Here is a 16862-nt window from a genome sequence, read left to right on the forward strand (position 1 = left end):
ACGGCAGGATCAGCGGGCAATTGTCGGCGATGGCGAAGTTTTCGGTGTTGATGTCGACACCCTGGCCTTCGAGCTTTTCGATCTCGGCCTTCAGCGCCCACGGATCGAGCACCACGCCATTGCCGANNGTATGGCCCGCGTTATGCCCGCCCTGGAAGCGCACGACGGCATCCGCCCGGCTGGCCAGCCAATCGACGATCTTGCCCTTGCCCTCATCGCCCCACTGGGCGCCAATCACGGTTACGTTGGCCAAAACGATGCCTTTCCTGTCGCGGACTCGGTGTCTTGAAATTGTCTTGGGGAGTTCCCGCGGCGCACTAGGGGACACCGGGTGCAAGGGCAAGAGCGCACTGCCGGGAAAGACGCATGACGCACAATCGGCGTGTCGATGCCGCCCCCGTCACACCGCGTACCGCACACGGCGCATGTCACACCTCGTAACCACTTCAGGCTGGCGATACGGCCGGCGCGCGATAGCATCGTCCGGTCTGCAATCGCGAAGTGCTGTCTCATGCGAAACATCTTCCTTGGCACGATCATCGGCACGACCCTGGTGCTGACCGCCGCCGCGCAGGCCAGCCCCGGCGATCGCCTGCGCGCGATGATGGCCGGACGCCAGAACGGCGGACAGGGCGATCAGGCCTGGCGCACCCTGCCGGCGGCCGACCGGACGATCCGCTATGGCGACGATGCCGCGCAGACGATCGCGTTCTGGCCGGCGCGCGAGGCGGCAGGCCCGGCGCCGCTGGTCCTGTTCGTCCACGGCGGCGGCTGGGCACACGGCAGCAAGGAGAACGCGACCGGCAAGGCCAAGGTCGAGCACTTCCCCGCGCTGGGCTATGCCTTCGCTTCGATCGATTACCGGCTGGTGCCGCAGGCGACGGTGGAACAACAGGCGAGCGACGTCGCTGCCGCGCTGGCGGCGCTGCTGGCGCAAGCCGATGCGCTGGGGATCGACCGGCACCGCGTGGTGCTGATGGGCCACAGCGCCGGGGCGCACCTTGTGGCGCTGGTCGGCACCGACGAACGCTATCTGCGGGAGGCCGGCCTTTCGTTCGCGGATGTGGCGGGCGTGATCCCCGTCGACGGCGCGGCCTATGACGTGCCGCAGCAGATCGCCTCGGTCGGGCAGTATCAGCGCCGCATCTATGACGCGCCGTTCGGATCGGACCCCGCCCGCCAGCGCGCGCTATCCCCCGCCTTGCAGGCCGCCGCGCCGAACGCGCCGCGCTTCCTGCTGCTCCATGTCCAGCGGCCGGACGGCGTGGCGCAGGCGGAGGAGCTGGCCAAGGCGCTGCGCGCCGGCGGTACCAGCGTAGAAACCGGCAGCTTCCCCGGCACGGGGTTGCAGGGCCATGTCGAAATCAACGCGAAACTGGGCGATCCGGATTATCCCGCGACAGTGCTGACCGACCGCTGGCTGAAGGCGACGTTCGGGAAGTAACGCCCAGGGTCAGGACCCTAGGCAACGTGGCGTGGGAATGCCCACCCCCAACCCCTCCCGNNCGGGAGGGGAGCGAGACTTGCGCCGTCGTTCGCGAACAGGATAGTCGACAAGAAGAAAACCCCGGCGCGGCATCCCGCACCGGCGTTTCCCGCGCGACCCCGAAGGGCGGTTCAGCCCTGCCTGATCTGGTGCACCGTATGCGGCGCACCATAGGCGGCCGCGCCGAAGGTTTCGGCGATCAGCTTGTTGGTATCGAAATAGACCTGCCAGTAATGGTTGGTGTGGCAGTAAGGGCGCACGCACAGCACCGTGCCGCGCTCGTTGAAATCCAGGATCTCAACGTCCGGCGCGGGATCGGTCAGCACGTTCGGAACGCCGGCCAGCGCCGCCTTGAGCCGGCCGATCGCATCCACCGGGTCCACGCCGAACGCCAGTTGCGCGGTGCGATCGACGCGGCGGTATCCGTTGCTGCTGAAGTTCTTGATGACGTCGGCCGAGACTTTCGCGTTGCCCACCACCGACATCACGTTGTCGGGCGTGTTGATGATCGTGTTGAACATCCCGATCTCGATCACCGTACCTTCGACGCCGCCGGCCACGACATAATCGCCCAGCTTGTAGGGCCGGAAGATAATGATAAAGGCGCCGGCCGCGAAATTGCCGAGCAAGCCCGACCAGGCTGCGCCGATGGCGAGGCCGACGCCGGCGAGCAGCGCGGCGAAGCTGGTGGTCTGCAACCCGAAATAGCCGAGGATCGCCACGACCAGCAGGATGTTGAGCACCACCGCCAGCATGTTGGCGATGTAGCGCTGGAGCGTCGCGTCGAAGTTCCGCTTGGTCAGCAGCGCGGACAGGGCGTGGATCGCGAAGCCGATCAGCCAGCGGCCCACCATATAGAGAACGAAGGCCGCGCCGATCTTGATCGCGCCCGCGGTAAGAAGCGGTGCCGCACTGGCCCAGAGCGCCGAGAGATCCATCATGTCTTCTCCAAGGAAGCAAGCGGCCTTCGCACGAAGGCCTTGCTCCCAGGATAGACCGGCGGCGGCGGGCCGATAAAACGGAACTCTCTCCATTTTATCGGCAAAGCTGGCGGGAAACGGCCGATTCTCGTCCGAAAATGATCCATTTCTGCCGCGGTTCGGCGGGGATGGCCGCGTTCACGCGCGGCGGACATCCAGCACGATGGTGGAAGGGTTGTCCTGCCAGCGAGAGCCCGGCGTGGGATGGTCCAGATTCCAGCGCCGCGCATAGAGACGGCGGGGGGAAAGCCCGGTGCCATGCGCCGGCGCGCGCCAGAACAGCCCGCCGAGCAGCGGCCGCAAGCCTTCCGCGCGCATGTCGGCGCGCGTGATCGCCTGCACCGGCTCGATCAGCCCACGCTCGACGATCAGTTCGATACGCACCGCCCAGCGCGGCATGTGCACCGCCGCTATCCATTTCTCGTCGGCATCGCGCGGCAGCGGGCCGCTGCGACCGGAGCCGTCGCGATAACGACGCCAGCCATCGGGAAAGACGACGAATTCGGCGCGGGCGAGATCGGTCATGACTTCCCCGCCATCGCGGATACGGCCGGGAATGCACGCTTCGCGCACGATCAGGCGATCGCCCGGCGCACAGCGCGAAAGGGGGCCGTCAGCGGGAGCGCGCCAGCGGGTCTGCCATCCAGCGAGAAGCGCGCGCGCCACCGCCGGGCCGGCGATAACGGGCACTTCCGCGCCGGCGGTCAGAGTGCCTCCGGGCCGTCCTTGCCCAGCACATGCGTGCAGCCGAGCGCGGTGGCGCTGTCGGTCTCGCTGAGTGCGGCGGCAGTGCGCCAGCCGATCGCGCGCAGCCGCGCGGCGGCATCGCGATCATGCCCCAGCGGCAGGAACACCATGTCCTCGCGCCGTTCCGACGCGGCGAGCAGGCCGACCAGCGCATCCGGGTAGAGCGAGAAGCCGGTCGCGGCCTCGCCCTCACCCCCGTTGGCGCTGGCAATGCGGTAGGTGCCGCCCCGCCCCAGCACGCCGCGCACGCCTTCGGCATAGAGCGTGAAGCCGAACCAGGTCTGGTATTCGAAGCCATGGCGTTCGGCCGGATCGAGCGTGAGCCGGGCCGTTCCGCCCAGACGCGCCGCGATCTGGCGCAGCGCCGCGATGCGGCCGGCCAGCACGCCACCCGCATCGATCGCGGCCAGCTTCTCGATAGCCGCATCGAAATCGCCGGTTGCGTAAAGCAGCGGAACATAGGCCTCGCCGCCGGCATCGATCAGCCCGCCGGCATCCTTGGTATCCAGTTCGCGCCGCACCGCCTCGATCTGTCCGGGGGCAAGCGGCATGGCCTTCTCGGCCAGCGTATCGACAAGATCGGGCAGCGTGAAATCGACGCTGATGTTGCGCCCGCCGGCGGCCGCGAGCGCCTCGATCGCCAGCGCGACGATCTCGCTTGCGGCGGCGACATTGTCCGCGCCGATCAGTTCGGCGCCGCACTGGAAGCGCTCGCGCGCCGGGTCCAGCCCGTCGCCCTTGATGGTCAGCACCTGCCCGGCATAGCACAGGCGCAGCGGGCGCGGCGCAGCGGCCAGGCGGGTTTCGGCGATCCGGCCGATCTGCGGGGTGAAATCGCTGCGCAGCGCCATCATCCGCAGCGACGAGGGATCGACGAAACGGAACATCCGGCGCGACTGGATGCCCGCCATGCGCGCGGCCAGACTGCGCTCGAACTCGATCATCGGCGGCAGCACGCGATCATAGCCGTGGCCGTGCATCACGTCCTGAACGGCACGCATCACACGGGTCGCCGTCGCCGCTTCGCGCGGCAGCCGGTCCTCAAGCCCTTCGGGCAGCAGATCGGGGTCGCTGGTATCCATGGCGCGAGCCTTTAGGGGGTATTGGCGGTTATGTCGAACGCCAGCGCACGCCCTTCGGCAAGCTCAGGGCGAGCGGGGTTGGGAAATGAGGCCCAAAACCGCTCATGCCGAGCTTGTCGAAGCATGCGCGCCGACGCTCAGGTCAGAACTTCAGCGCCTTGACGATGCGCACGCCCTGAACCTGACGGGCTTCGGCCAGCACTTCCTCGCTGACCGGGCTGTCGACCGACAGCAGCAGCACCGCTTCGCCACCAGCCTCGCGGCGGCCAAGGTGGAACGTGCCGATGTTGATGCCGGTCTTGCCCAGCAGCGTGCCGATCGAGCCGATGAAGCCCGGGGCGTCGGTGTTGACGATGTAGAGCATGTCGCCATCGAGATCGGCTTCGATGCCGATGCCGAAGATCTCGACCAGGCGGGCCTGGCCGTTGCCGAACAGCGTGCCCGCGACCGAGCGTTCACCCTGGCTGGTGCCGACGGTGACGCGCACCAGCGTGCGGTATTCGCCTTCGCGGTCATGACGCACTTCGCGCACGTCCAGCCCGCGTTCCTTGGCCAGGAACGGCGCGTTGACCATGTTCACCGACTGCGAATACTGTTTCATCAGCCCGGCCAGCACCGCGCCGGTGATCGGCTTGGGGTTGAGCTGCGCCGCTGCGCCTTCGACCTCGATCGCGATCTTGGTCAGGTTGTCGTGCGCAAGCTGGCCGACGAGCGAGCCGAGCTTCTCCGCCAGCGCCATGTAGGGCCGCAGCTTCGGCGCTTCTTCGGCCGAAAGCGAGGGCATGTTGAGCGCGTTGGTGACGCCGCCGGTGACGAGGTAATCCGCCATCTGTTCCGCCACCTGCAGCGCGACGTTGACCTGCGCTTCGGTGGTGGAGGCACCGAGGTGCGGGGTGCAGATGAAGTTCGGCGTGCCGAACAGCGGCGATTCCTTGGCCGGCTCGGTCACGAACACGTCCAGCGCCGCACCGGCGACATGGCCCGAATCGAGCAGGTCCTTGAGCGCCGCCTCATCGACCAGCCCGCCACGCGCGCAGTTGATGATGCGCACGCCCTTCTTGGTCTTGGCGAGGTTTTCCGCCGACAGGATGTTGCGCGTCTCGCTGGTCAGCGGCGTGTGCAGCGTGATGAAGTCCGCCTTGGCCAGCAGCGTGTCGAGATCGGCCTTCTCCACGCCCATTTCCACCGCGCGTTCGGGCGTGAGGAACGGATCGTAGGCGACGACCTTCATCTTCAGGCCCAGCGCGCGGCTGGCGACGATCGAGCCGATGTTGCCGGCACCGATCAGGCCGAGCGTCTTGCCCGTCACTTCCACGCCCATGAAGCCGTTCTTCGGCCACAGGCCCGCCTGCGTCTGGGCATTGGCTTCGGGAAGCTGGCGCGCCAGCGCGAACATCAGCGCGATGGCGTGTTCGGCGGTGGTGATCGAGTTGCCGAACGGNNNNCCGGCGCGGCCGACGACCTTCAGATTGGTCGCGGCGTCGAGGATTTCCTTGGTCACCTTGGTCGACGAGCGGATGGCGAGGCCATCGTACTGGCCGATGATCGCGATCAGTTCCTCGGGCTTCAGGCCGGTGATCTCATCCACCTCGCAGCCGCGTTCGCGGAAGATCGCGGCGGCGTTGGGGTCCATCTTGTCGGAAATGAGGACTTTGGGCTTGGTCATGACATTTGTCTCCAGACGTCATCCCGGCGAAAGCCGGGATCGCAGGCGGCTAAACGGAACCGCGTGTTCCGCAATCCGGCCGGGGATCCTGACGTTCGTCAGGATGACGGAATTTCGTGATTCAGGCGGCCTTCAGCGTTTCCCAGGCCCAGTCGAGCCAGGGACCGAGCGCTTCGATGTCGGCGGTGTCGACGGTCGCGCCGCACCAGATGCGCAAGCCCGGAGGCGCATCGCGGTAGCCCGCGATGTCATAGGCCGCGCCTTCCTTTTCGAGCAGGCCGGCGAACGCCTTGATGAAGTCCGCGTCCGCGCCTTCGACCGAGAGGCAGACCGAGGTCTTCGAGCGAATGCCGCGATCGACCGCAAGGTGCGACAGCCATGCGCGTTCGGCGACGATCTTGTCGAGCGCCTCGGCATTGGCGGTGCAGCGCGCCTTGAGCCCTTCGAGCCCGCCGAGCCCCTTGGCCCATTCCAGCGCGAAGATCGCGTCTTCCACCGCCAGCATCGAGGGGGTGTTGATGGTTTCGCCCTTGAACACGCCTTCGGCAAGCTTGCCCTTGGAGATCAGGCGGAACACCTTGGGCAGCGGCCATTCCGGCGTATAGCTTTCCAGCCGTTCGACCGCGCGCGGACCAAGGATCAGCACGCCGTGCGCGCCTTCGCCGCCCAGCACCTTCTGCCACGAGAAGGTGGCGACATCGATCTTGTCCCACGGCAGGTCATAGGCGAACACCGCGCTGGTGGCGTCGGCGAAGCACAGGCCCTGGCGATCGGCGGCGATCCATTCGCCATCGGGCACGCGCACGCCGGAGGTGGTGCCGTTCCAGGTGAACAGGACGTCGTCCGACCAGTCCACCTTGTCGAGATCGGGAAGCTGGCCGTAATCGGCGCGCATCACGGTCGGTTCGAGCTTGAGCTGCTTGACCGCATCGGTGACCCAACCTTCACCGAAGCTTTCCCAGGCAAGCGTCGTCACGCCGCGCGCGCCGAGCATCGTCCACATCGCCATTTCGAAAGCGCCGGTGTCCGAACCGGGCACGATGCCGATGCGATGCGTGTCGGGCAGGCCCAACACTTCGCGCATCAGGTCGATGCAGTACTGCAGGCGCGTCTTGCCGATCTTGGCGCGGTGCGAGCGCCCCAGCGATTCGGTTGCCAGCTTGTCGAGGGAATAGCCCGGCGGCTTGGCGCAGGGACCGGAAGAAAAGAACGGACGCGCAGGCTTGCGCGCCGGAATAGTCGTAGTCATGTCTGACTCTCCTTGCAGAGAGCTCGCGCGGCGTTGGGACCGCGTGGCCCGGAGCCGCACCTAACGGCGCGGGGCGGATTGTCAACCGGAACCGGCGCGCCGCAAAATTATCGTGCGGAAATACGGCACCGGTAGGCGGAGACCGGAAAGCGCTGGCCACACCTTTCCCCCAGATGAACAACCGTTGTTTTGCAGACAGTTACCAGAAAAATAACCATTCCCGGTTATAAGCTGCCCCATGAAGATTCGCGGCCTTTCCCTGATCGTGGCGGCCTGCCTTTCCTCGGCGCTGGCCGGCTGTATCAGCGCGCCCGAACCGCAGCACCGCGAACCCGCGCGCAGCGCGCTGGGCACGTTTTCGCCCGTCCCCGCCGCGCAGGCCTGCCTGGCGCGGCTCGGGCAATCCGACGCCGGCTTCACGCCCTTGCCCGATCAGTATTACGGCGCGGGTTGCTCCACGCTCAACGCGGTGCGCCTGACCTGGCTGGAAAGCGACGACCGGCGGCTGCAGCTGTCCAATCTCGGCCCGGTCAGTTGCCCGCTCGCCACCACGCTTTCGGGCTGGGCGCGCTTTGGCGTGGACCGCGCTGCCCGGCAGATCCTGGGCAGCCCGCTGCTGCGCATAGAGACGATGGGGACTTATTCCTGCCGCACCGTGGCGGGCACCGCGCGCCTTTCGGGCCACGCCACCGCCAACGCGATCGACATCGCCGCCTTCCTGCTGGCCGATGGCCGGCGCGTGAGCGTGCTCAACAACTGGTCAGGCGGGACGCCGGCAGAGCGCGAATTCCTGCGCGTTATCCACGCCAGCGCCTGCAAGCGCTTCGGCACGGTGCTCAGCCCGGACTACAACGCCGCGCACCGCAATCACTTCCATCTGGAAATCGGAGCCAGCCGTCCATTCTGTCGCTGATCCCGGAGGGATAGCCTGGACCGCTTCGCGCGGCCCGGACAATCAGCCCTTAGCGTCCTGGACACTATTCCCCGCCAGCGTATCCGACCCGTCGGGATAGATGAAGCCGAAAGCCGGCGCTTCGCGCAGGCCCAGCGAATGTGTGGGCGCGTACCACACGCGCACCTTGCTCCAGTCGCCCGCTTCGGAAACATCGACCGCCAGCGCCTCGCGCTCGACCATACCGGGGCGCGACCAGTTGGCGTGGTTGAGCAGCACGCGGCGGCTGTCTAGCACCTTGCTCACCACGGCGACATGACCCATCGGCATGGCGCCGGTGGCGCGGAAGGCCAGCACCGCACCCGCGCGCGGGCGGTGGCCACGGGCATACGTGCCGGCCGCCTGATCCCACCACGTCCGCGCATTGCCGAACAGTTGCACGTCGGACACCGAGCGCGCGTAAGTCACGCATTGCAGGCGAGCCTGGGCCGGGACAGCGGTGGCGATGAGAGCCAGCAGAGCGAGGATCGAAGCGTAGGCGGTGCGAAGCATGGCAGCTTCATAGCCAATTTCCGCAGCGCACAAACCTCTGGCCGCAACGAGTCGTCGTGCGGCAGACACCTCCCACCCGGGGATGGTAACTGTGACTTAACGCACTGTGGAAAACCTGGTTCCCGGAGGGCCAGGATCGCCCTCGCCGCGATCACGCGGCGGCGATATGAAGCCCGTCCGCCTCGATCCGCAGGCGTACCGCTTCCGCCGCGTGGCGCGCGCCCAGCTTGCCCATCATCTTCATGCGGTGAATTTCGACCGTGCGCGGACTGATATCGAGTTCGCGCGCGATGGCCTTGTTGCTGCATCCATCGGCCAGGCGATCGAGCACCTCGCGCTCGCGCAGGGAAAGGCGCGCGATGCGCTGCCGGGCATCCGCCGCGCGGGCGCGGTGCGCCCGGTGGTTGTCCGCCTCGCGCGCGGCGCGCTCGATCGCTTCGTTGAGCGGCGCGATCTCGTGCGGCAGGACCAGATAGTCAAGCGCCCCGGCCTTGATGGCGCGGACCACCGATTCCGTCTGCGGACGCTCCGCCACCGCGATGACCGGCAGCCAGTGGCCGAACCGGTTCATCAGGCCGAGCAGAGACGGGATGCCTTCCCCCACCGGTTCATCATGCGCGATGACCAGCCCGCCGGACGGCGCGTGAGACAGGAGCTCATCCGCACTGGCGTAGATTTCGGCGTGATGCCCCGCGGCGAATGCGAGGCGGGCAAGCCGGGCACGGCGGGCGGAGTCACTATCGAGGACATGGAGTGTGATGCGTTCAGCCATGACGGCATCACATCATCGAACAGGCCGATTGCGCCAGTCAGACCAGCCTCAAAGCGGAAGTTTAAGCGGCGCCGAAAGATAGTTAATATCTAATTTCACTAAGTAAATCGACATCCGAACCGGATTGAATTACGTTATATTCATCCAAATTCGAGAAAATATTGCGCCCTAATATCTAAATAAACCGCGGAAGCAAGCAGCAAATCCAAGCAGCTGGAAAATAAGGCGTTCGTAGCTATACTTGGTTAAACTACTTATTCTATTTCGGCAGGAACCGCAGGCGGATCGAACGAGTAATCCGGCAGCGAATGGAACGCCTGCCGCAGCGCCTCGCTCCAGCTCGACGAAATCTGCTTGAAATAGGGATCGTCCTTGGTGATCCGGCGCTGGTGCAGCGGCTCGAACCGGTCACGCTCGATCACCATCAGATCGAAGGGCAGCCCCACCGAAAGGTTCGCCGCCAGCGTGGAATCGAACGAGACCATCAGCAGCTTCACCGCGTCCTCGAACGTCATCGTCGGCTCATAGCCGCGCAGCAGGATCGGGCGGCCATACTTGGTCTCGCCGATCTGGAAGAACGGCGTGTCGAACGATGCCTCGATGAAGTTGCCTTCGGGATAGACCATGAACAGGCGCGGTTCCATGCCCCGGATCTGGCCGGCGATGATGATCGATGCGGTGAAGCGCGGCCCTTCCCCCGACGGCCCGCCGTCATCCTGCCGCCGTTCGATCACATCGCGCAGCAGGTTGCCCACGATCGTCGCCACCTGGAACATCGTCGGCGCTTCCAGCAACGAGGGGCGGCGTTCGCCCGGCGCCTTGTTCCGTTCCTCCAGCTGGCTGACCACCGCCTGCGTGGTGGCAAGGTTGCCCGCCGTCATCATCGTGATGATCCGTTCGCCGGGCACATGCCAGCTGAACATCTTGCGGAATACGGAGATGTTATCGACCCCGGAATTGGTGCGGGTGTCGCTCATCATCACGAGGCCCCTGTCGAGCACCATCCCCACGCAATAGGTCATCGTTCCCCCGTGTACGCCAAAAGGGAGCCAGCCGCCCCCGTCCCCCGGTATTACCCGTCTATCGGGTTATCGCACAGCGGGGGCAATCGCCGTCAACGTCCGCTGCGGATGAATCCTAGATTATTGTTCCACACGCTGCTGTTCCACGGCAAGCTTGACGTGCATGGTTTCGTCAAGATCGCCATAGCGGATGCCGGTGATGGGGGCGGCATCGCGATAGTCGGCGCCCGTCGCCACGCGGACGTAGCGCACGTCGGGACAGATGCGGTTCGAGATATCGAAGCCGACCCAGCCGAGATTGGCGACGAAGGCCTCGGCCCAGGCATGGCCGGCATCCTGATCCACCCGGTCGTCCATCAGCAGATAGCCGCTGACATAGCGCGCCGGTATGCCCAGCGCCCGCGCCGCCGCAATGAACACGTGGGCATGGTCCTGGCAGACGCCATGGCCCGCCGTCAGCACGGCTTCGGCCGGCGTCGCCGCGTCGGTGTGCCCCGTAGCGTAAGCGACCCGTTCGGCCACCAGCGCGGATAGATCGTGCAGCACCGCCAGCCGGTCATCGCCCAGACGCGTGCCCTGACTCTGACTCTGACTCTGGCTTTGCCCCTGCGACTGGCCCTGAGTCTGAGTCTGAGCCTGCCCCAGCGCCGCCAGCAGCGCGCGCACACGCGGACCGGCGCGCGTCAGTTCTGTCGGTTCCGCGAAATGCCACAGCGGCAGATGGCCGGAATGCTTGCCGACGATGCCGGCATTGTCGGCGGTATCGACCACGCCCCGGCAGCGGATGGTCACATCGGTGGCGCCGGGCGTGAAGGCTATCAGCGAAACGTGATTGCAGTTGTGATCGTCGTATTCGGCTTCCAGCACCGCACCCGCCAGTTCCATGTCCCAGGACTGGATCGTCTGGCCCGAAGTGGCCTTGGGCGTCAGCCGCAGGCGCTGGAGGCCATGCGCGGCCGGTTCCGAAAAGCGGTAATGCGTGGTGTGATCGATGGCGATGCGCACCGGCGATCCTTCTCTATTCGACGAAACGGTAGTCGCGCTGAATCTGGAGCGCGAGCTGGGTGTTGTGGGCGATGAACCGGCCGATGAATTCATGGAGGCCCTGATCGAAGATCGCATCGACCGTCAGCGCATGCAGTTCGCTGTCGGCGTTGCGCAGGATGTGGTGGCTTTCCATTTCCTCGCCATATTCGCGGGCAAGGCTGGCGAGGTTCGACCGCAGCTTGGAATAGCAGAACGCCAGGCTGCGCGGGAAACGCCCGTCGAGCAGCATGAATTCCGCGATACCGCGCGGGTCCATCCGCCCGGCATTGAGCCAGCGATAGGCGCGCTCCCCCGCGACCGAGCGCAGCACGTTTTCCCACTGCACGTTGTCCAGGCTGGAGCCCACATACGACACGGCCGGCAGCAGGACGTAATACTTCACGTCCAGAATGCGCGCGGTGTTGTCCGCCCGTTCGATGAAACTGCCGATCCGCGCGAAATTGTAGATCTCGTTGCGCAGCATGGTGCCTTCCATCGCCCCGCGCACCTGCGTCGATTGGCGGCGGATGCAATCGAGCACGTCGCCCAGCCGCGTTTCGGTAACCGGACGGGCGAGCAGCTCCTTCACCTTCATCCAGCTTTCGTTGACGGCTTCCCACACCTCGCGCGTGATGCCGGTGCGGACCATGCGCGCGTTGGTGCGGGCCAGTTCGCACATCAGCAGGACGTTGCCGGGATTCTCCTTGTCGCGCAGGACGAAATTGAAGACGTGCGGGCCGGTATATTCCGTGCCGAACTTGGCTTCGAACAACTCCTGCAGGCCCAGCGTGACGATGACCGAGCGCCATTCGTCGCTGGCATCCTTGGCATCGCGCGTCAGCGCCATGCGGAATCCCGCCTCGACCAGGCGCACGGTGTTCTCCGCGCGCTCCAGGTAGCGGAAGAGCCAGAAAATACCGTTTGCCGATCTGCCTAGCATTCCGTCTCCATGACCGTCCGATCCGTCGCCCCCGACCCGAGAGCAGCGTCAATCATCCAGAACCCAGCTGTCCTTGGTGCCGCCCCCCTGCGACGAATTCACCACCAGCGACCCCTTCTTCAGCGCAACGCGGGTGAGCCCGCCCGGCGTGATGTCCACCCCGTTGGGCGAAACCAGCACGAAGGGCCGCAAGTCCACGTGGCGCGGCGCGAGACCGGCCTTGGCAAGAATGGGCACGGTCGACAGCGAAAGCGTGGGCTGGGCGATATAGTTGTCCGGCCGTGCGCGCAGCTTGGCCTCGAACGCGGCGATTTCCTTCCGCGAGGAGGTCGGCCCGATCAACATGCCATAGCCGCCCGAGCCGTGGACTTCCTTCACCACCAGTTCGGCCAGATGCTCCAGCACATAGGCCAGCGCCTCCGGCTCCGAACAGCGCCAGGTGGGCACGTTCTGGAGGATCGGCTTCTCGCCGGTGTAGAACTCCACGATCTCGGGCATGAAGCTGTAGATCGCCTTGTCGTCGGCGATGCCGGTACCCGGCGCGTTGGCGATGGTGATGCCGCCGGCGCGATAGACGTCCATGATGCCCGAAACGCCCAGCACGCTGTCCGGGTTGAACGTCAGCGGATCAAGATATTCGTCGTCGACACGGCGGTAGAGCACGTCGATCGGCTTCCACCCGCGCGTGGTGCGCATGGCGATGCGGCCGTTCTCCACGCGCAGGTCGCTGCCTTCGACCAGTTCCGCGCCCATCTGGTCGGCCAGGAAGGCGTGTTCGAAATAGGCGCTGTTGTAGATGCCCGGCGTCAGCACCGCGACCACCGGCTTGCGCCCGCCCGACGCATCGAAGGCCGGTGGCGCGCAGGCGGCAAGACTGCGGGCCAGGCGGCGTGGGTAGTCCGAAACTTCCCGCACACGCACGCGGGTGAACAGTTCCGGGAACATCGCCATCATCGTTTCGCGGTTCTCCAGCATGTAGGAGACGCCACTGGGGGTGCGGGCATTGTCTTCCAGCACCATGAAATCGTCCTCGCCCGTGCGGACAAGGTCGATGCCGACAATGTGGGTATAGACCCCGCCCGGCGGCGTGAAGCCCGACATTTCCGCAAGGAACGCCGCGTTGCCCTTGAGCAGCCGTTCCGGGAAACGCCCCGACCGCACGATTTCCTGCCGGTGATAGAGGTCGTGCAGGAAGGCGTTGAGCGCCCGGACGCGCTGTTCGATCCCGCGCGCCAGCTTGCGCCACTGGTTCGCGGTGATGATCCGGGGCACCATGTCGAACGGGATCAGCCGTTCCTCGGCATCTTCCGCGCCATAGACGTTGAAGGTGATGCCGGTGCGGCGGAAGAAGGCTTCCGCCTCGCTCTTCTTGCGTCTCAGCAGGTCGGGCGGCTGCTCCTCGTACCACTTGCAATAGCCCGCGTAGGCGGCGCGCACCGAGCCATCGGCGTCAAGCATCTCGTCATAGGACGAGGGCGAGGAGTTTGTCATAAGCACATCCCGTCTGCGCCCATTGCTTGCATATGATTGGGGCTTTGCCAAGCGCTCTCATGTTGCACCTGCGAAATAAATTTGGCGCGAATTGGTGCAATTTGCGACGAAGGTTGGTCCGCAGGCGCCCCGGGGGTTTCCGCTTGCCTTGATGCCGATCCCGCCGCATTCTTAACCGGTCAATTAAAACAGAGTCGGGAGAGTGGCCATGCGCCGGATCCATCACCGCACCTGCCACATCTGCGAGGCGAACTGCGGCATCCTGGTCGAAACGGAAGACCGCGCCGTGCTGTCGATCAAGGGTGATCCGCACAATCCGCTCTCGCGCGGGCATATCTGCCCCAAGGCCACCGCGCTGCAGGATCTTCAGGAAGACCCGGATCGCCTGCGCCGGCCGGTCAAACGCGTGGGCGAAACCTGGCAGGAGATCAGCTGGCAACAGGCCTTCGCCGAAATCGGCCAGCGCACGCGCGCCATCCTGGCCGAAGATCCGGATGCCTCCGCCGTCTATATCGGCAACCCGAACGCGCACAGCTATGGCAACGCGCTCAATGCCGAATACCTGTCCAAAGCGCTGCACACCCGCAACAAGTTCTCGGCCAGCACCGTGGACCAGATGCCGCATCAGGTGGCGAACCTGCGCCTGTTCGGGCACGCCAGCCTGTTCGGCATCCCCGATATCGACCGTACGCAGACGCTGATCATCCTGGGCGGCAATCCGATGGCGTCAAACGGCAGCATCTGGACCGTGCCCGATTTCCGCAACCGCGCGCGCGAACTGCGCCAGCGCGGCGGAACGCTGATCGTGGTCGATCCGCGGCGCACCGAAACCGCGCGCGTGGCGGACCGCCATCTGTTCATCCGGCCGGCAACCGATGCCTTCTTCCTTGTCGCGCTGCTGAAGGCGGTGCTGGCGCGCCGACCGGCAAGGCCGGTTCAGGACTTCATCACGGGGCTGGCAGACGTGGCCGCCGCGCTGGAACGGTTCGATGCCGCCGCCTGCGGCGCGGCCTGCGGTGTCGCGGCGGAGGACATCGACGGGTTGGCCGAACGGATGACGCAAGGGCCGGCAGTGCTCTATGGCCGCATGGGCGTGGCCACGCAGGCCCACGGCACGCTCAACGCCTGGCTGATCGGCCTGATCAACATCGCCGCGGGGCAACTGGACCGCGAAGGCGGCATCGTGTTCCCCCTGCCCGCGCTCGACACGCTGGCCATCCTGCCCCCCGGCTCGATCGGCAAGCATCGCTCGCGCGTTTCGGGCCACCGCTCCGTGCTGGGGGAACTGCCGGCCGCCGCGATGGCGGAAGAGATCGAGACGCCCGGGCAGGGGCGGCTGCGCGCATTGTTCGTGGTCGCTGGCAATCCCGTGCTGTCTACGCCCAACGGCGCCCGGCTGGACAAGGCGCTGAGCGAGCTGGACCTGATGGTGTCGATCGACATGTACCGCAACGCGACCAGCCGGCGCGCGCACTACATCCTGCCCCCCGTCGGCCCGCTCGAACGCGATCACTATGGCCTGTTCCTGCTGCCTATGGCCGTGCGCACCATCGCCGCTTATTCGCCGCCGACGCTCGCGCCCGAAGATGGAACCTTGCAGGACTGGGAAATCCTGCGCGGGCTGGCCGGCGCGATCACGGGCGAGCCGGTGCAGGCACCCACCCCGCGCGAGACGCTCGACGCCTTGCTGCGCTCGGGGCCTTACGCCGTCTCGCTGGCCGATGTGGAAGCGGCCCCATCCGGGCTGGATTTCGGTCCGCCCGCGGAAGGGCGCCTGCCCGAAAGGCTGCGCACACCGCACAAGACCGTGGCCTGCGCCGATCCCGAATGCCTGGAAGCGCTGGCCGCGCTGGAAGTGCCGGAAACGTCCGCCGGGCACGATGGCGCGCTGCTGCTGATCGGACGCAGGCATCTGCGCACCAACAACTCGTGGCTCGCCAACAGCCGCCGCATGACCAAGGGCCCCAACCGCTGCACGCTGATGATCCACCCCGACGACGCAACCGCGCGGGGCATTGCGGATGGCGAGACGGCCACCGTGCGTTCCCGCGCCGGGTCGATCGCCCTGCCGGCGGAAGTGACCGAGGACATCATGCCCGGCACTGTCTCCATCCCGCATGGCTGGGGGCACGGCCTGCCCGGGATCGCCATGCAGACGGCGAAAGCCCACGCCGGCGTCAGCGTGAACGACCTGACCGACGAAACCGCGATCGATCCGCTTTCCGGCAACGCGGCGCTATCGGGCGTGCGCGTGGAAGTGAGCGCGTTCGAGGAGGCAACGGCATAACCCGGAGCCCGCGGCGGCCGCCTGTCAGCCTTCGGTGAGAAGCGCCGCCACCGCGCGGGTCACGTCCGGATGGCCAGCAAAGCCCAGATGCGTGCAGCGCACGGCGATGGCGCGATCGCGTTCGCCGGGCCAGCCGCAGGCCGAGCGCGGCGCCACGATGCCGTCGCGCGGGCTCCACAGCGCCACGGTGGGCACCGGGGGCTTTTCGGCCAGGTCTTCGCCTACCGGCGGGTGATCGACCGTGTGGCCGGTGACCGCCTGATAGGCGCGCCAGGCGTTGTTGGCGCGCCGGTCGCCCGAAAAGGGCGTGCCCATCGTCACCACCATCGCCACGTTTTCGGGCATGATCTTGGCCACTTCGCGCGCGTAGAGCCCGCCCAGGCTCCAGCCGACGAGCGTCAGCGGTTCGCGTTCCTTGCGCGCCATGGCATCGACCCGTTCGCACAAGCGCGCGAAACGGTCCTCGTCCGCGCCAAGGTTCCAGCCCATGCCCCAATCGCTGACGCGGTGCCCGGCGCCTTCCAGCGCACGCGCCAGCCCGCGCATCCGCATGGGGTGCGCGCCGAAGCCCGGCACCAGCATGACCGCGCGCGATGTGCCGCGCGGCAGTTCCAGGCCACCGGCGCGGCGCACCTTGCCCGCTTCGCGCCACAGCTCGGCCGCCGAGCCG

16 protein-coding genes are annotated in these 16862 nt (G+C 66.4%); 3 read left to right on the top strand and 13 right to left on the bottom strand.

Features of this window, described 5'->3' with window-relative positions; translation table 11 throughout:
* Positions 1-253 (bottom strand): adenylosuccinate synthetase (locus tag B3547_RS07525; protein WP_292961735.1); only part of this gene is annotated, 253 nt, incomplete at its 3' end.
* Positions 254-511: 258 nt separating this feature from the next.
* On the opposite strand from B3547_RS07525, the gene B3547_RS07530 reads away from it, so the two are divergent.
* Positions 512-1444 carry an alpha/beta hydrolase gene (locus B3547_RS07530; protein WP_292961737.1) on the top strand — a complete coding sequence of 311 codons (933 nt, stop codon included), beginning with the start codon at positions 512-514 and terminating at the stop codon, positions 1442-1444.
* A 173-nt stretch (positions 1445-1617) separates the two neighbouring features.
* Here B3547_RS07530 and B3547_RS07535 read toward each other — a convergent pair whose 3' ends face one another.
* From B3547_RS07535 to B3547_RS07555, 5 genes are all read right to left on the bottom strand, one after another.
* A complete protein-coding gene (locus B3547_RS07535; protein WP_199558067.1) occupies positions 1618-2427 on the bottom strand; it encodes a mechanosensitive ion channel family protein in 810 nt (269 codons plus the stop codon).
* Positions 2428-2604: 177 nt separating this feature from the next.
* Positions 2605-3156, bottom strand: a complete 552-nt coding sequence (locus B3547_RS07540; RefSeq protein ID WP_292961743.1) for a hypothetical protein — start codon at positions 3154-3156, stop codon at positions 2605-2607.
* 14 nt (positions 3157-3170) lie between these two features.
* The gene (locus B3547_RS07545) at positions 3171-4295 is read right to left on the bottom strand and encodes an ATP phosphoribosyltransferase regulatory subunit (RefSeq protein ID WP_194918414.1); all 1125 of its coding nucleotides are present in this window, start codon (positions 4293-4295) and stop codon (positions 3171-3173) included.
* A 142-nt stretch (positions 4296-4437) separates the two neighbouring features.
* The gene (gene serA, locus B3547_RS07550) at positions 4438-5961 is read right to left on the bottom strand and encodes a phosphoglycerate dehydrogenase (protein ID WP_292961746.1); all 1524 of its coding nucleotides are present in this window, start codon (positions 5959-5961) and stop codon (positions 4438-4440) included.
* A gap of 121 nt (positions 5962-6082) precedes the next feature.
* A complete protein-coding gene (locus tag B3547_RS07555) occupies positions 6083-7210 on the bottom strand; it encodes a phosphoserine transaminase (protein ID WP_125953855.1) in 1128 nt (375 codons plus the stop codon).
* 238 nt (positions 7211-7448) lie between these two features.
* On the opposite strand from B3547_RS07555, the gene B3547_RS07560 reads away from it, so the two are divergent.
* Positions 7449-8123: an extensin family protein gene (locus B3547_RS07560; protein WP_292961749.1), complete on the top strand. Its 675-nt coding sequence runs from the start codon at positions 7449-7451 to the stop codon at positions 8121-8123.
* 42 nt (positions 8124-8165) lie between these two features.
* On the opposite strand, the gene B3547_RS07565 is transcribed toward B3547_RS07560, so the two are convergent.
* From B3547_RS07565 to B3547_RS07590, 6 genes are all read right to left on the bottom strand, one after another.
* On the bottom strand, positions 8166-8654 hold the full coding sequence (locus B3547_RS07565; protein ID WP_124810967.1) for a CHAP domain-containing protein: 489 nt from the start codon (positions 8652-8654) through the stop codon (positions 8166-8168).
* A gap of 151 nt (positions 8655-8805) precedes the next feature.
* Positions 8806-9426, bottom strand: coding sequence for a response regulator transcription factor (locus B3547_RS07570; protein WP_124810966.1), 621 nt, complete (start codon positions 9424-9426; stop codon positions 8806-8808).
* 254 nt (positions 9427-9680) lie between these two features.
* Positions 9681-10448 (bottom strand): proteasome-type protease, encoded by a 768-nt coding sequence (locus tag B3547_RS07575; RefSeq protein ID WP_125953856.1) that lies wholly within the window; start codon positions 10446-10448, stop codon positions 9681-9683.
* Between the two features lie 120 nt (positions 10449-10568).
* Positions 10569-11453 (bottom strand): transglutaminase family protein, encoded by an 885-nt coding sequence (locus tag B3547_RS07580; protein WP_292961754.1) that lies wholly within the window; start codon positions 11451-11453, stop codon positions 10569-10571.
* A 13-nt stretch (positions 11454-11466) separates the two neighbouring features.
* Complete coding sequence (locus tag B3547_RS07585; RefSeq protein WP_125953858.1) at positions 11467-12414, bottom strand: alpha-E domain-containing protein; 948 nt, start codon at positions 12412-12414, stop codon at positions 11467-11469.
* A gap of 48 nt (positions 12415-12462) precedes the next feature.
* Positions 12463-13905: a circularly permuted type 2 ATP-grasp protein gene (locus B3547_RS07590; protein WP_124810962.1), complete on the bottom strand. Its 1443-nt coding sequence runs from the start codon at positions 13903-13905 to the stop codon at positions 12463-12465.
* Between the two features lie 208 nt (positions 13906-14113).
* Between B3547_RS07590 and B3547_RS07595 the strand changes: the two genes are divergently transcribed.
* Entirely contained in the window at positions 14114-16192 is a 2079-nt protein-coding gene (locus B3547_RS07595; RefSeq protein ID WP_292961758.1) for a molybdopterin oxidoreductase family protein, read from the top strand.
* A 24-nt stretch (positions 16193-16216) separates the two neighbouring features.
* Here the strand turns inward: B3547_RS07595 and B3547_RS07600 are convergent.
* The coding region (locus tag B3547_RS07600; protein ID WP_292961761.1) for an esterase/lipase family protein at positions 16217-16862 on the bottom strand (646 nt) is incomplete at its 5' end.

Source organism: Novosphingobium sp. UBA1939 (assembly GCF_002336885.1).
Lineage (GTDB): Bacteria > Pseudomonadota > Alphaproteobacteria > Sphingomonadales > Sphingomonadaceae > Novosphingobium.

Bases quoted from the DNA above. Each gene is read 5' to 3' on its own strand.
- B3547_RS07530 (WP_292961737.1), top strand. From the start codon at position 512: ATGCGAAACATCTTCCTTGGCACGATCATCGGCACGACCCTGGTGCTG.
- B3547_RS07535 (WP_199558067.1), bottom strand. From the start codon at position 2,427: ATGATGGATCTCTCGGCGCTCTGGGCCAGTGCGGCACCGCTTCTTACC.
- B3547_RS07545 (WP_194918414.1), bottom strand. From the start codon at position 4,295: ATGGATACCAGCGACCCCGATCTGCTGCCCGAAGGGCTTGAGGACCGG.
- B3547_RS07555 (WP_125953855.1), bottom strand. From the start codon at position 7,210: ATGACTACGACTATTCCGGCGCGCAAGCCTGCGCGTCCGTTCTTTTCT.
- B3547_RS07560 (WP_292961749.1), top strand. From the start codon at position 7,449: ATGAAGATTCGCGGCCTTTCCCTGATCGTGGCGGCCTGCCTTTCCTCG.
- B3547_RS07565 (WP_124810967.1), bottom strand. From the start codon at position 8,654: ATGCTTCGCACCGCCTACGCTTCGATCCTCGCTCTGCTGGCTCTCATC.
- B3547_RS07570 (WP_124810966.1), bottom strand. From the start codon at position 9,426: ATGGCTGAACGCATCACACTCCATGTCCTCGATAGTGACTCCGCCCGC.
- B3547_RS07575 (WP_125953856.1), bottom strand. From the start codon at position 10,448: ATGACCTATTGCGTGGGGATGGTGCTCGACAGGGGCCTCGTGATGATG.
- B3547_RS07585 (WP_125953858.1), bottom strand. From the start codon at position 12,414: ATGCTAGGCAGATCGGCAAACGGTATTTTCTGGCTCTTCCGCTACCTG.
- B3547_RS07590 (WP_124810962.1), bottom strand. From the start codon at position 13,905: ATGACAAACTCCTCGCCCTCGTCCTATGACGAGATGCTTGACGCCGAT.
- B3547_RS07595 (WP_292961758.1), top strand. From the start codon at position 14,114: ATGCGCCGGATCCATCACCGCACCTGCCACATCTGCGAGGCGAACTGC.